At 27.4% G+C, this 15874-nt stretch carries 12 protein-coding genes; all 12 read right to left on the bottom strand.

The features are described from left to right. Nucleotides 1-17: 17 nt before the first annotated feature. On the bottom strand, nt 18-1757 hold the full coding sequence (gene kdpA, locus ACYQ1T_RS08280) for a potassium-transporting ATPase subunit KdpA (protein ID WP_459833882.1): 1740 nt from the start codon (nt 1755-1757) through the stop codon (nt 18-20). A gap of 237 nt (nt 1758-1994) precedes the next feature. Further along, nucleotides 1995-4877 carry a VWA domain-containing protein gene (locus tag ACYQ1T_RS08275; RefSeq protein ID WP_459833880.1) on the bottom strand — a complete coding sequence of 961 codons (2883 nt, stop codon included), beginning with the start codon at nt 4875-4877 and terminating at the stop codon, nt 1995-1997. 40 nt (nt 4878-4917) lie between these two features. Beyond that, entirely contained in the window at nt 4918-5493 is a 576-nt protein-coding gene (locus ACYQ1T_RS08270) for a PilW family protein (protein WP_459833878.1), read from the bottom strand. A gap of 11 nt (nt 5494-5504) precedes the next feature. Then, nucleotides 5505-7643: a hypothetical protein gene (locus ACYQ1T_RS08265; RefSeq protein ID WP_459833876.1), complete on the bottom strand. Its 2139-nt coding sequence runs from the start codon at nt 7641-7643 to the stop codon at nt 5505-5507. Between the two features lie 13 nt (nt 7644-7656). Beyond that, nucleotides 7657-8538: a type IV pilus modification PilV family protein gene (locus ACYQ1T_RS08260; protein ID WP_459833874.1), complete on the bottom strand. Its 882-nt coding sequence runs from the start codon at nt 8536-8538 to the stop codon at nt 7657-7659. Nucleotides 8539-8546: 8 nt separating this feature from the next. Next, a complete protein-coding gene (locus ACYQ1T_RS08255) occupies nt 8547-9785 on the bottom strand; it encodes a hypothetical protein (RefSeq protein ID WP_459833872.1) in 1239 nt (412 codons plus the stop codon). A 1-nt stretch (nt 9786) separates the two neighbouring features. After that, nucleotides 9787-10335 carry a PilN domain-containing protein gene (locus ACYQ1T_RS08250; RefSeq protein ID WP_459833870.1) on the bottom strand — a complete coding sequence of 183 codons (549 nt, stop codon included), beginning with the start codon at nt 10333-10335 and terminating at the stop codon, nt 9787-9789. Nucleotides 10336-10346: 11 nt separating this feature from the next. Beyond that, a complete protein-coding gene (gene pilM, locus ACYQ1T_RS08245) occupies nt 10347-11522 on the bottom strand; it encodes a type IV pilus assembly protein PilM (RefSeq protein WP_459833868.1) in 1176 nt (391 codons plus the stop codon). A gap of 82 nt (nt 11523-11604) precedes the next feature. Continuing rightward, complete coding sequence (locus ACYQ1T_RS08240; RefSeq protein ID WP_459833866.1) at nt 11605-12018, bottom strand: prepilin-type N-terminal cleavage/methylation domain-containing protein; 414 nt, start codon at nt 12016-12018, stop codon at nt 11605-11607. Between the two features lie 46 nt (nt 12019-12064). Continuing rightward, nucleotides 12065-13267: a type II secretion system F family protein gene (locus tag ACYQ1T_RS08235; protein WP_459833864.1), complete on the bottom strand. Its 1203-nt coding sequence runs from the start codon at nt 13265-13267 to the stop codon at nt 12065-12067. 16 nt (nt 13268-13283) lie between these two features. Beyond that, complete coding sequence (locus ACYQ1T_RS08230; RefSeq protein WP_459833862.1) at nt 13284-14975, bottom strand: GspE/PulE family protein; 1692 nt, start codon at nt 14973-14975, stop codon at nt 13284-13286. Nucleotides 14976-15093: 118 nt separating this feature from the next. Further along, complete coding sequence (locus tag ACYQ1T_RS08225; protein ID WP_459833860.1) at nt 15094-15846, bottom strand: prepilin peptidase; 753 nt, start codon at nt 15844-15846, stop codon at nt 15094-15096. Nucleotides 15847-15874: the final 28 nt, after the last annotated feature.

Below are 15874 nucleotides of genomic sequence, written 5' to 3'. Positions count from 1 at the left end.
ATATTATTCCCCCTGTTCTATCCTATCATTTGGAAAAAATCTGCTATAGGACCTAATGAAAGTGCTGGAAAAAAGCTTAATGCTCCAACTAAAAGTACTACAAATATTAAAAGTCCTATAAACAAAGCATTATGTGTAGGTAAAGTTCCTACACTTACTGCAACTTTTTTCTTTTCAGCTAGCGCTCCTGCAATAGCTAGTGTTGCTATCATTGGAACAAATCTTGCAAATAACATTACTAAAGCTATACTTATATTTATAAATGGTGTATTTGCTGAAAATCCTGCAAAAGCTGATCCATTATTTCCACCTGCTGAAGAATATGCATAAAGCATTTCTGAAAAGCCATGAGCTCCCGAATTAGTAAGACTCTCTGATACACTTGGTACTACTGCTGCTATAGCACTTCCTACTAATACTGCTACTGGTGTTGCAAGACATACTAACATTGCCATTTTCATTTCAAATGGTTCTATTTTCTTCCCTAAATATTCTGGTGTTCTTCCTACCATCAAACCGGCTATAAATACTGCTATTATTGCAAATGCAAGCATTCCATATAATCCACATCCAACACCACCAAATATAACTTCACCTAACTGCATTAATAACATTGTAATCATACCACCTAATGGAGTATAACTATCATGCATTGAGTTTACAGAACCATTAGATGCTGCCGTTGTAAATGCTGCCCATGTTGAAGATGCTGCTATTCCAAGTCTAACTTCCTTACCTTCCATATTTCCACCTGCTTGATTAATAGTTGATATATCTACCGCTCCATTTTGTACAAGTTGTGGTGTTGCATTTGATTCATTTACTGCTATTATACAAAGAGAAATAACTAGCATTGTAAACATTGCAATAAATATTGCTCTTCCTTGCCTCTTGTCTTTTATATTTCTTCCAAAAGTAAAACATAATGCTGCTGGTATTAATAATATTGAAATCATTTCTATTAGATTTGTAAGTGGTGTTGGGTTTTCTAGTGGATGAGCAGAATTAACTCCAAAAAAACCTCCTCCATTAGTACCTAACTGTTTTATAGCCACCTGACTTGCTGCTGGACCTTGTGGTATTACTTGTTTCGTTATAACTGTACCATCTTCACGGGTTATTGGCTCTAAAAGTTCAACTTCTTCATATGCGGAAAAATTTTGCACAACTCCTTGAGAAATAATCATTAGTGAAACTACTATTGAGAGAGGTATCAATATATAAACTACACTTCTTGTAACATCTACCCAAAAGTTTCCTATAGTTTTTTCCTTAACTCTTATAAATCCCCTTATAAGTGCAAATAAAACTGCAATTCCTGTTGCCGCTGATAAAAAGTTTTGAACTGTTAAGCCTATCATTTGAGTTAAATAACTTAGCTGACTTTCACCCGAATAAGCTTGCCAGTTTGTATTTGTTATAAAGCTTGTTGCTGTATTAAAACTTAAATCCCAACTTACCCCCTTTATTCCCTCAGGATTTAAAGGTAATGCCCCCTGTATAATTTGTAATAAAAATATAATTACAAATCCTACTATACTAAATCCAATTACTGATACAGCATATTTCTTCCAACTCATCTCTTCATTTTTATCTATTTTTAGTATTTTATATATAAAGTTTTCTACTGGATTTAATACCCTACTAAAAAAAATCTTTTCTCCATTCATTACTTTTCCAATGTACTTCCCCAATGGGATAGCTAGTACAACTAAAATTATCAAATATAATGAGTATTGTATTATTGAATTAATCATTCATTATCACCTCTTAGTAAAATATAACTTAAATAGATAAATAATATTATCGCTACTAAGCCAATAAGACTAATAATAGATTCCATTATTTCCTTCCCCCTTCTATATAAAATTATATAAAATTTAATATAAAGATAGTGTTAGGATTATAAAGACAAACATTAAGACTGTATAAAGATTTTCATAAAAAAAGATTGTATTAAGAATATAAAACTCTTAATACAATCTCTCTTTGTATTAAAATAAATCTGGTAAATCTATTGACCCATCTTTATTTTTAACTGGCGTATTTATTTTTACAGTATCATATATATCACTTGAAAATTTAATATTATTTTCAAATATTTCATTTGAGCTGTTAGCTTTTACTTTAGCTGAATATATAACTACTATTTCTGTTTCATTTCCTAAGTCCCCATGTGGCTCATTATCTTTTATATCTGAAATACTAACATCAAAACTATTATTTTTAGTAGTGTTTTCTATAACCTTACTTGTTAGTTCAACTAAGTTTACTTTAGAGGCAGTATTTACTTTTTTAAATACCTTAATATCTGATAAATTAACTTTTTCAAACTTTTCATCTATATCTAAAATAAAGTTGCTTGTTTTTCCACTTACTAAATACTTTGCTCCAAAATTAACAGTTGCCCCTGCTGCAATTTCAAATCCATTCCCCTGTGATTTTAATATTTCTACTTCATTATTTTTTATTCCATTATATAAACCATGACTTAAATTCTTAACTGGTTCTTTCACAGTAATTTTAGGAGTTTCTACTGTAAATTGTACTATCCCACCAACTAACTTTTTATAAGATATTTTATTCAAATTATTATTTTGTGTATTTCCAAAAGTTAGCTCTCCTACTTTATTCTCTTTAACAATAACCGTAAACTCTAATGGATTTATTGGTTCTGCAACATACTTCCCATTACTAGTATGATTGTATCTAACTTTAGGAACATTTATTGTAGCAATTTCACCATTTAAAGTTTTAATTCCTGCTCCTTTTATAAAATTCCCACCTAAATTTATATTTAACTCTACATTAATATCATAAGGCTTATAATTAGTGGTGGAAATAAATCTATCTGCTACTAGAGCCATTAAACTATTTTCAATAGAATTATAATCCGAGTTTTTCACATAAAAATAATCATCGTCTTTTCCATTTAAATTCTGATGAACTTCAAATAAACTATTTTGATTATAACTATCATCCATAGCTAAACTAACTATATTATAATTTTTATCTTTTAATATTTCTATTTCATTTTCACTATATGATGTTTTACCCATTGATATAAAAAGTATGCTTTTTCTTGATTCTGCTCTTCCTTTTTCTAATAGTAAATTAGCACTTTCAAAAGCTTTACCTATATTACTTCCGTTTGAATTATTGATATTTATATTTTTTATAAAGTTATCATTTAAATTAGTAATATCATCAGTTAGATCATTTTTACTTTCAACCTGGCTACTATAAGTAACTATTCCGTAATGGCTTCTATTAAGCTTCATAGTTTCATTATTTAACAATTTATTCCAAATAGCATTCTTTATATAATTAATTTTCCCACTCATCTCTTTAGATACATCTAAAACAATAACTATATCATTAGGAACTAAATTATTATTATCATTGAAAATAAAATCATCAGCATCTATTTGATATTTTAATTTCACTTCATCTCCTGATGATGCTTTAATTGCCTTTTCACTTACTAATTTCGCCGTAATTGTTGGTAATTCATTTGGCTTTATGGTAATACTTAATGGCTTATTAGGCTTTATAGCTATAGTTTCTCCCTTCCAAGGGAATGTTATGGTTGTCCCACTATAAATATTATGAAATCCTGATTTATCTCCTTTTACTATAAACTGAAAAGGAACATCATCTGCTTCATATCTAATTTTCCCATTGCTATTTTCTGATACTTTTTTATAATTTACATTATTTATTCTTACTTTATTACCTCCAATATCTAAAGAAAAACTTTCTGTAAAGTTAATATTTAAGTCTATATTATTAACAGGATAACTATCTAATATTTCATCTGCAATTTTATCAAAAACACCATCTATAGCGTTATCACTTGTTGGAAAGAATCCTTTTGCTTCATCTGTAGTACTTTGGTCATTCATATTTAATCCAGTCATAGCTCCATGTATTTCTCTCATTTTGCTATTTCCTGCCTCATTCATACCATAGCCTATTGAAAAAGTATTATATCCTTTAATATTAATAATTTCACCAATTTCTTTCGCATATCTTGTATTTAAATTACTATCATCCTCATATCCCCAACCAGCTATACCAATATAATCAGTATTATATCTTTCTGTATTAATATCTATATAATGATCTTGTCTCCAACCTTCAATCCATCTACCAGTCCAATATTTTCTTCCACCATATTCGTATTTTTCCCAAATTCTATCTATAATCCAATCATCAATATATACAGTTCTAAATGTTGGAATTCCATCTGACATTAATACTATTGTTTTATTAGCATTTGGATTACTTTCTTTACTTTTATCTAATAGATATGTTGCCTTTCTTAGTCCCTCTCCTGTATTAGTTCCACCATCTGCTTTTAATCCATCTATAATTGAATTTAAAGTATTAACTTTATCGGCAGGTATTAAAGCATAATTATTTCTTTTTTGAATATTGGCCTCTGTTGAATATGTAACTATTCCAATTTTAAGATTAGGTACATTTTTCATTTTCTCAACAAAGTTTTTTGCAGCCTTTTTTAGTTCATACATTTTTGTTGTATAATGTCTATAATATGAATTATGTTCTTCACAATATCCCGTGTTATTACATCTAACTCCTGTAATCTGATCTCTCATACTTCCAGATATATCAAGCACCATAACAATTTCTTTTGGTGGTACTTCTGTTTCAAATGGTTTTGGCTTTATTACACCACTTACTAAAATATCTTCACCAACCATTGCAGAATCAGGTGCGGAAATTTCGATATCAAAATCCGGTCTATTTCCAATACTAGCATTTACATTAACATATTTGGAGGCTACTAGTGTTGATATAAAGCATATAAAAATACTTAAACTTATAATAACAACCTTTTTCTTACTAATCATCTACTTCCTCCTTTCCAGAAATTAAATTATAGTTCTAAATTTAATTAATATTTTTATTTCTAAACTTAACTATACAGTTTACTGGATATTCAATATTTGTATATCCCTTTTTTAAAGCTAAAGTTATATTAAACTCTATTCCTGGCGCCTCTTTAAAGCTAGCATTACTCTTGTTATCAACCATGTTAATATCTAATGGTCTAATTTTAAATTCTTTTACATTTGTAGATAATATTTTTATATTATTATTTTTATCTTTAAGTTTTAATTCATTGTTTCTATATTCGAATGTATAAATTGTATCATCATAAAACCTTAATTTTATTTCACTTATATCTAATTTATTATGATTATTTCCAGTTATATCATAATTATAATTTACTTTGCTAGAATCATTATTATCAATTGATATTATCTCTTTTGTTTGTGTTCCAATAGATATAAGTTCATCTTGAATTTTAGCTCCGTCCATTTGCAAAGTTGAATTTGCTTCTGTGTTATTTAATGTTCTATTATTTGAAAAGAAGAATGTATATGCTACACCCATTATAACTACGGTTAAAGATAGAGCTATAATTAATTCAATTAAGGTAAATCCTTTTTTCTTTTTTTTCAATAACTCCACCTCTATTTTATTATTTTCCATCTTCCTCTTTTAACAATGCTAGATATATCATAACCATTAACCGAATTGCTTACATCTATTTTTACAATGTGTCCATTTGGCTCTCCATTGAAAATATCCTTTATTTGATTATAGTTAGATGCAATTATTTTGTTGGTTAATTCCTCATCATAAGTAAGCTGAACTTTCTCAGCCACATTTTCAACTGTTACATTTCCTCCTGCTATTATATTTCCTTTAAATTTAACTCCACTTTTAATTATTACATTTCCATTTGTTACTATTAAAGCATTTATTGTATCATTTTTATAATTTACTTCTATCTCTCCTTTAGGAGTTTTAATTTTATTTTTATCTATTACTATAGTTTCACTTTCCTTATTAGGTTCACTTGAGTTATTTAATATAACTTCTCCTTGTGTCTTTATTAAGGATTCTTTATTGATTTCATTTATTTTATTAAAATTAATTTGATTTTTTACTGTTTTTACTACATTACCATTTATATAAATATCATCCAATGTACCTGCCCCTGTATTATCTCCCATTGATAGTACATTTTGAGCAAATTCATTTTTACGTGATTTAATCTCTCCTGCAACTTTTTCATTATTAGAAGTTGAATTTCTAACACCTTCTGGTGATATATAAGCTCCCGTTGCATAAACTTCTCCTAAGTTTATTGTAGGACTTTTTAGTTTTGATTTTCTTTGTTCATTATTATAATACTCTGAGAAGTAATTAGCTTTTTTAGTAGCATCATTACTACCATCTATTGTTTCTATTAATTGTAATGGATTATAGTATCTTAATGTAACTCTATTTTCATATCCATCTAATATGTCTGTATAAGCTAAATAATTTCCTTTAACAGCTACTGATTCACCTGTTTGATACTTTTCATCACTATTTGTATCAATATAAGCAACACCCATAATATAAGCCTTACTTGAGGTTATGCTTGAATTACTATCAACATCATTAACTATAATACTACTTGATTTAAGTGCTTTTTGAATATTCTCAGCATTACTTTCTGTTTTATCTGATATTCCATAAAAGTTATTCATTTTTATAGTGCTTGATTTAGAGTTTAAAGCTAAATCATTATTTACAATTAAATCTTTTTCTACAGTTAATATATTATTTTTAGGCATTTCCTTTGCATAGTCTGTTTTATTAGAATGTCCAAGATATGAATTTAATGCATATAGATTTCCATTTATATTTACATTTGCTTCTGTTTTAAGTTTTAATGTATTTGCAGTATATAAATTACCTTTTAAATTAAAAGTTCCATTATTTATTGATATTCCATTAATATATTTATCAAAAGCATACTGTGGTTTATTATTAAAATTCCCATCATATCCTTTAACCCATATATCGCCGCTAATATCAATATTTCCCTTCATGTTTAAATTTCCATCTGCTGTTATAATTTTTTTATCAAAAATAGGATATTTATTTATATTTTCACTTTCTATAACCTGTTGGTAATCTGGTGATTCTACATTATATTTACCTTCTATTATCTTTTTATTTTCTATACCATTACTATCTGGCAAATTAGAGAAAGTAGATTTAACGATAATTTCAATTTTATTATTTAATTTTTCAACGTCATACTTTTCTATCTCTATTTCAGGTTTTTTTTCAGTTTCTTCATAAATAGAAACTTCTGTCCACTTTAAATTAGAGTTTTTAATAATACTTATTCCCTCTATGTCACTATCTTTAGCTAATTTATAGTAACTTCCTCCTAAAATACCTTTAGCAAGTAAGGATTCTTTATTAGGATTTAAACCTTCAGGGTCTTGTCCAAGAAATTCAATAAAATATTCTTTAAACTTTTCATTTATATCATCATAAGAAGTCCCATCTATATCTCCATTTGCAATATTATTTTTAATTTTTTCATTAGATAATAATATTGCTGTTTCTGAGTTTTTAAGGATTATATTATAAACTACATCTAACCCAGAATCTGATCCGTACATATTTTGTAAATTTTTACTTTCATTTATTCTCATTTTATAATCATTTGCTACTAATCCTATCATAGCTGTTGCAGTTGTAAAGATTATAGCCATAACAACAACTACTATTACAAAACTTGAACCTTTTTTTCTTCTTTTCATCTTTAATCACCACCTATTTAAAGATAATATTATTAGCTGCCTCTCCTTCAAAAACTACTGAATTTCCCTTCTTAATAACTACCTTTATCTTATATAAATCTCCAATGTTATTCTTTTCCGTATCTGATATATTTTCATATACTTTTATATTTCCTTTTCCAACTGACGCTATATTTACTTTTCCCTTTGTATTTTTATTTTTCTTTATATAAATATCTAATCTTTCTTCCTTTTTATTATCTATATTTATATTTAAGGCAATATTCTCTTCTATATTTTTAAAGTCCTCTGATAAAGATATTAATATTTTATTTTTAGGAGTCCCATTAATTGTAGAATTAAGAATTGGATTTGTATCATTGTTATTAAATATTTTTAGATTTGAATTTATATCAAATTCTATTTTAATATCATTTCCTATATTTCCAGTGCTAGTATTAACATTTATATTATTACTCTTTAAAAGCTTTATTTCATAATCCTGCTTTAATTCATTTTCTATTTGCCCTTGAGATTTACTTTCATAGCTTAAATTTAAATCTTTTTCTAAATACACATAGACATTAAAATCTGTATTTAAATATTCTCTTTGAAAGTTTCCCGAAAAGGTATCTTTACTATTATCTTTTTTAATAAAATCATTATCTAATAAATAAAATCCACTACTTCCTGTTTTAGGGTCTGTTTTTATTTTTATTTCGTTATATGATTTTATTTCTTCAAGCAAGCTTTGACCTATATATGTAGCCTTTTGACTATATTCTGCCATTTTATTTGTTTTTAATGTAGTCATAACTAACCCTGATAAAGGTATTATTAATATGGATAAAAGGGTAACACTAATAATTACCTCTATTAATGTCATCCCTTTTTTTGCTTTCCTTTTATGCTTCATCTTAACACCTACTTCTTAGTAACATTTATTGTGTTACCTTCACTTAATATAGTTACTCTAGGATTTGAACTATCATCATCCTTAACAATTACATTAACTGTTTTTTTAGTGCTATTAACTAATTTTAACTTTATTCCTGAGGAATCATCATTTCCTACTCTTTTTTCGCTTGATATCTCTAAAACTATATCTTTAGAAACTGGTGTAAATTCTTTTCCTGTACTTCCATTATCCTTTGGATAAAATGCTTCTGATGTTTTATACTTATAATATAATTTGCCATTATCTTCTTTAAACTCTATCTCCACTTCTTCAACCTTTGCCTTATCGCCATAAATATAGCTTTGTCTTGATTCATCCTTTGCCTTACCTAAAGTTAATGTTGACAATTCTGAGGTTGAAGCTCTAAGCATCATTACAAAATCATTAATATCCTTTTCTCTTGTATTCTCTTCAACCATAGAGCTATATGCACCACTTGCAGGCCCATCACTAAATAATATTTCTTTTCCATATACATTAGCTAAAGTCCATTTTAAATATTCTAAGTCACTATCACCTATTTTAGGAATTGCATAGAACTCAAGATTTAAGGTGCCACTTATCTCATCTTGAGACTTTGAAGTTATAGCTATATTAGTCATTACAATCTTTTTATCATATCCTTCAACTGAAGCTATAAATTTCTTTAAATCATTATATTTACCATTAAAATTTATAGCTACCTTTAGCTGCTGTGATGTTGAAGTTTCTTCTCCTTTATTTAATGAAGTTTCATCTTCAGTGCTAGAACCTTCCTTTTTTTCATCATCTGATGCAATGTTTCCATTATTATACTTATCTACTGTAGCCTTTAATGAACTTTCCGTTTTATTTATTTTAGGTGATGTTAAATTTTCTACTGCTGCTACTTCTATTGGACTAAATGCTATATTTCCTTTTAAACCACTATCATTTAATAGCTTGTCTATTTCTAAGATTACTTTTTCCTGTAATATATCTGGATAGAACTTTTTTGATTTATCTAAAATATTAGCATTTAATACTTTAAGTTCTTCTTTTCTAGCTTCTAATGTTTTTACAGAGTTCATTATATTATTATATCTCTCTTCAATTTGATCTCTTTCAGATTTTTTTGTATTAAGTTTCTCAACCTGTTTTGTATAAATAAATTGGTAATAAACAACGCTAATAAGTATTGTTCCTAAAAATCCTAATAAATACCTTTCTCTCTTACTTGCTTTCATATTATTCAACATCCTTTAAAACACATTTTATATCAAAAGTATATTTTTCATCCCCTGATATTCCACCAATATAAACATCTTGAATATTATCTAATTGCTTTAGATTGTATTCTATTTCCCCAATTGCAGACCTTTTTGTTGATACTGCTTGTATTGATATTTCAGTATTTGTAATATTTATACTACTAAAGGTTACTTCACTTGGAAGTGTTGAGCTTATTTTATCAAGTAATCTTGTCTTTACTATATCTCTACTTTCTACCGCTTTTGATATAGATGTTAACCCTTTATTATATTGCTCTAATATCGTGGTTTTTCCATTTATATCATCAGATTCTTTTATTTTTTCTTGTATATCTGGTGCACTTAATTTTGCTTCATAATCTGTTATTTTTTTCCCTACTAAAAATAATCTTATAGAGTTCCAAAGTAATGTTCCTACTATAAGTACACCTAGAAAGCCTAATAAGGAATATATATACATATTTTTATTTTTTTGCTCTTTTTTCTGCCCTTGATAATGGCTAAAAAAGTTCATATCTCTTCTCATATATCTTCCCCCTATAGTCTTATAATAGATCCTATTGCATTTAAATATTCGCCTATTGGTTCTTCATTTATTGCTTTAGAAGCTATTTCTACATTTTTTAAATCTGTTATTTTTTCTATAGCTATATTTAGTTTTTCTTCCATATATGGAGCTATTCCTTTTATATTTGAACTTCCTCCATATATAAATATTTTATCTATATTATTTCCTACAGTTTTATTTCTATAAAATTGTAATATTCTCTCTAATTCATCTAAAATATCATCAATTACTTGTTTTATTGTTTTATTAATAGCATCTTCATCTTGTATATCTATTAAATTTGCCTTTTCAACCTTTATAGATTCTGTTGATTTTGCTGACATATTTAGGCTTTGGCTTAAGGCATAATCTATATTATCCCCACCAGACTTTATCATTCTAGTAAAATCCAACTTACCATTTTTAAATATAGTCACATTAATAGAGGTTGCTCCCATATCAACAAAAGCAACAGTACCTCCTAATACTTCACCATTAGTGCCTTCTGAATAATTAGCTAATTTATTTAAAGAGTTATAAGTAACATCTAAAATATAAGGATTTAACTCTATTGATGTTAATAACTCATAATAACCATAAGCCATTCTTTCTGGATAAGAAATAACATTAACCTTAAGCTTTGCACCAACATCATCTATAATTTCATCAAGTACTATAAACTGAATTATATAATCATCTAAGTTTATAGGTAAATATTGTTGTATTTCATATCTTATTACAGTTTCCATTTCCTCTTCTTCAACCTTTGGTATAACAATATCTCTATTTATAATTAAAGAAGAATTAGTTGTACATATAGCATCCTTAACTCTTATGCCATTGTCCTTTAAAGAAAATTGAATCATATCTGCTAATACCTGTTTATTTGATACCTTACCATCAATAATAGCTCCCTCTGGAGTAGGTAAATCAATAAGCTTTGCTATACTAAGCTTATCTTTAAAGTACTTTCCAACAACTATTTTTATAGTATTGGAACCTATATCCATAGCAACAACACTTTTTGATTTTTTAAATTTTTCTTTAATGGAATTTTCCGATTTTACACTTAAAGATTCACTTTTTGACTTACTAAATAACTTACCTATATCCTTAATATCCATTTTCCCTAATTCTTTTAATTTAGAAAAATCTACTTTACTCATTTTTCACCTCTTTATTTAAACCTAATATTAAAGTGTATAAACATACTACCGTTATACACTTTAATATTTGTATCTAATAAAATTACTTTGCAACAGTTCCTTTTTGATCTGGATATGCTTCATTAGTTGTTGGTATATTAGATGTTAATCCCTTTGCAGCTATATAAACTTTTATAGTTCCACTATTATTATCAACATAAAAACTACCTTCTAATGTTTTTGGAGTAGGTACACTTTGAATATACGCTGCTACAACTGTTCCATCTTTAACCTCACCAGCAACCTTTGCATTTCCATCTTCAGCTAATAATGTTGCTGCTGCATTTGCTATTGTTTTTGCATTTGCTATATCAGCTTTTTTATTTGCACTGTCTCTAACTGCTCCAAATTTGGGAATAGCTATAGCTGCTAATATTGCTATAATTGCAATAACAATAATAAGTTCAATAAGAGTAAATCCTTTTTTCTTCTTTTTCTTTGTTAAATTTTTAATCACAAAAAAACCTCCCATTATTTTATTTATATTAAAATTAAATTTTAACCTATAGTTGTGTGTAAAGATCGAACATTGGAAGCATAATAGAAATTACTATAAACCCTATTACAATTCCCATAATAACTATTAATAGTGGTTCTATTAATGCCGTTGTTGTAACAATGGCTTGTTCAACTTCTTCATCATAAAAATCTGCTGTTTTATTTAAAATATCATCTAATGAACCTGATTCTTCACCTATTTTAACCATAGATGCTAGCATTACTGGGAATATATCTGTTTCCCTTACAGCTTTACTTAATGTTTCTCCTCTTACTACTTTCTCTCTTATTTTCATAAGAACTTCCTCTGCAATTTTATTATCTAAAACTCCTGCAACTACTGGAAGTGCGTGTACAAGTGAAACACCTGCACCTAGTAATGTTGAAAGTGTTCTTGTAAATCTCGAAACTATTATTTTTTTGTTTAGTTTACCTATTATCGGAAACTTAAGTTTTAACTTACTTATTGTTATTATTCCACTATCAGTTCTTTTATAAAATTTAAATCCCATTGTAGCAATAATTAGAAATAAAATTATTAAAAAAATATTATTTCTAAGAAAGCCACTAATCCCCATTAACACTCTAGTTGTCGCAGGTAAATTAATACCTTCAGTTTCAAACATCTCTATAAATGTTGGCATTACAAAAGTCATAATAAACATAACTGCCGATACGGCAACAACACTTAATACAGCAGGATAAGTCATAGCTGACTTTACTTTATTATTAAGCCTATTTTCCTTCTCAAAATGCATAGACATTCTAAGCATCATTTCATCTAAGTTACCGCTAACTTCTCCCGATTCAATCATACTAATTAAAATAGGTGGAAACACATCTTTATACTTAGCCATAGATTCTGAAAGCATTTCTCCTTTTTTAACGTCATCTTCTACATTTGATAATATTTCTCTTAACTTTTTATTTGATATTTCATTTGCTAGTATATTAAGAGCACTATTAATAGATACTCCAGCATCTAACATTGTATAAAGCTGTCTACATAAAATGGCTATATCCTTTACCTTTACTTTTTCAAGGAATTTTAGTTCTATTTTAGTACCTTCTGAAACCTCTTCAACCTTTAATGGATAATATCCATTAACAGTAATCATATTTATAACTTCATCTCTAGAATTAGCTTCATATTCGCCATTAGTTTTAGTTCCATCTTGTTTCATGGCTCTATAACTAAACTTTTTCATTACTTACCATCACCACCTATATATCCTTTAACAATGTTATTGATGCTAACTCTGATAATGTAGTTACACCATCAACAACTAACTTTTTACATTCATCTGCTAAAGTACTCATTCCATTTTTAACTGATATATCTCTAAGAACATTTGGATTTCTTGTTGCATTAATTGCATCTCTATGTTCACGTGTAATTTCCATTATTTCATAAATACCAATTCTTCCTAAGTAGCCAGTATTATTACAATGACCACAACCTTTTCCTCTATAAAGAGTTAATTCCTCTTCATTTGAACCTTTTAATATAGACCTTTCATATTCTGAAGCCATATAACCTTCTTTACAATTTGGGCATATCTTTTTAACTAATCTTTGGGCTATAACCCCTGATATAGATGTTGCAACTAGATACGGTTCTATTCCCATATCTATAAGTCTAGTTATTGATGATGGTGCATCATTAGTATGCAATGTACTTAACACTAAATGACCTGTTATCGCTGCTTTAATAGCAATTTTAGCAGTTTCATCATCTCTTATTTCACCAACCATTATAATATCTGGATCTTGTCTTAATATGCTTCTTAAGCCATTTGAAAATGTTACCCCAGCTTTTGTATTAACATTTACTTGATTCACTCCATTTAAAGTGTATTCTACAGGATCTTCTACAGTTACTATATTTACTTTCTGTGAGTTAAGTTCACTTAGAATTGTATATAAGGTTGTTGATTTACCACTACCTGTCGGTCCTGTTACAAGAACTATTCCATGAGGACTTGCTATTATATTTTCTAGCTTTACTAAGTTGTCTTTATTTAACCCAAGCTTGTCTTTTCCTACTTTATAACTACTTCTATTTAATATTCTTATAACTACCTTTTCACCATTTACAACTGGCAAAATAGATACTCTTAAATCTACGTCATTGTTACCTACTTTCGTAATAATTCTTCCATCCTGTGATATTCTTTTCTCAGCTATATTTAATCCAGCTAATATTTTTATTCTTGTTACTAATGGTGCTAAACTTTCTATTCCTAAAACATTTACTGTTTGAAGTTCACCATCTATTCTATATCTAATTCTTATTTCATTTTCATAGGGTTCAATATGTATATCTGAAGCCCTCATTTCAACAGAATTTCTAAATAAATGTTCTATCATCTTTACAACTGGTGCATTTTTTACATCATCTATTTCTTCAATATTATTTGTAATTGTTTTTGATTCTAATGTCTCTTTTAATAATTCTTCAGCAGCTTTGCTTACTTCTTGGCTACTATAATTTACTTCAATAGATCTTTGTATATCATTTTTAGTAGCAATATACGATTCAACCTCTAATCCAGTAGATATAGATACGTCATCTATAGCAAATATATTTAATGGGTCTTGTAAAGCTACTTTTATTTTGTTTCCTTCAAATCCAAATGGTATTAAAGTATACTTATTACAAAGATTTTGAGATACAAGTTTTATAGCCTTTTTATCAAATTTAATATCGTTTAAATCTATCTTTTTTATACCGGTTTGCTTTTCAATAGCATCTATTATGTCATCCTCTGATACTATATTATTTTCAATTAAAACCTCACCAAGTTTTTTTCCTAACATCTTTTGAGTTTTTAAAGCATTTTGTAATTGAAATGAGGTTAACTTTCCTGCCATTACAAGAATATCACCTAATCTTCTTTTTTGAACAATGGCCATAAATTCCCTCCTATTTAATATATAATTTTCATTTTTTCCATATTATAACAGATATATACTAACTATAATATAATGATATTTTATTTTCAACAACAAGATGTTTTTTAATTTTACTTTATTATTTCAAAAAACTATTTACATAAAATGACACAATCTCATTACTAAAGAAAATAGTAATAATTGTTCCTATTGCTATATATGGTCCAAATGCAATTTCATCTTTTTTATTTTTTAATTTTGATACTAAAATAATTACTCCAGCTATTCCACCTAAAACAACTGCTAAAAATAATGCTACAATTATTCCATTTAAACCTAAAAACAGTCCACAAACTCCTGCTATTTCAGCATCTCCTGCCCCCATTCCTTTTGTTAATATTACAATTAAATAGATAATTCCAAACCCAAATAAACCACCTAATATATTATTTACTATAGAAGTTCCATTTATATACCAATTAATAAATATAAAAGTTCCTCCTATTACACCTCCAAATATAGTAGTTGCTGAATATACATATTTTGTTTCAAAATCAATCATACTTATCACTATTAATAGTGAACTAAGAAAACAAAATTTTATAAATGTAATAGTTAATCCAAACTTTATAAATAACAATATATATATAATTGAATTTAAAATTTCAATTAATGGATATTTTAAAGATATTTTTTCATTACAATTTCTACACTTTCCTCTTAAAATTAAATAGCTTATAACTGGAATTAAATCCTTCCATTTTAGTTCATACATACAACTAGTACAATGTGACGCAGGAAAAACTATAGACTCTTCTCTTTCTAATCTATAGATACAAACATTTAAGAAGCTTCCTATACATAATCCTAAAATTAATACTAATATACTCATTAATCTTCCTCCATTTTTCAATTTTTTC

The organism is Clostridium carnis, from assembly GCF_054657435.1.
This window is presented reverse-complemented; position numbering and strand designations above follow the sequence as displayed.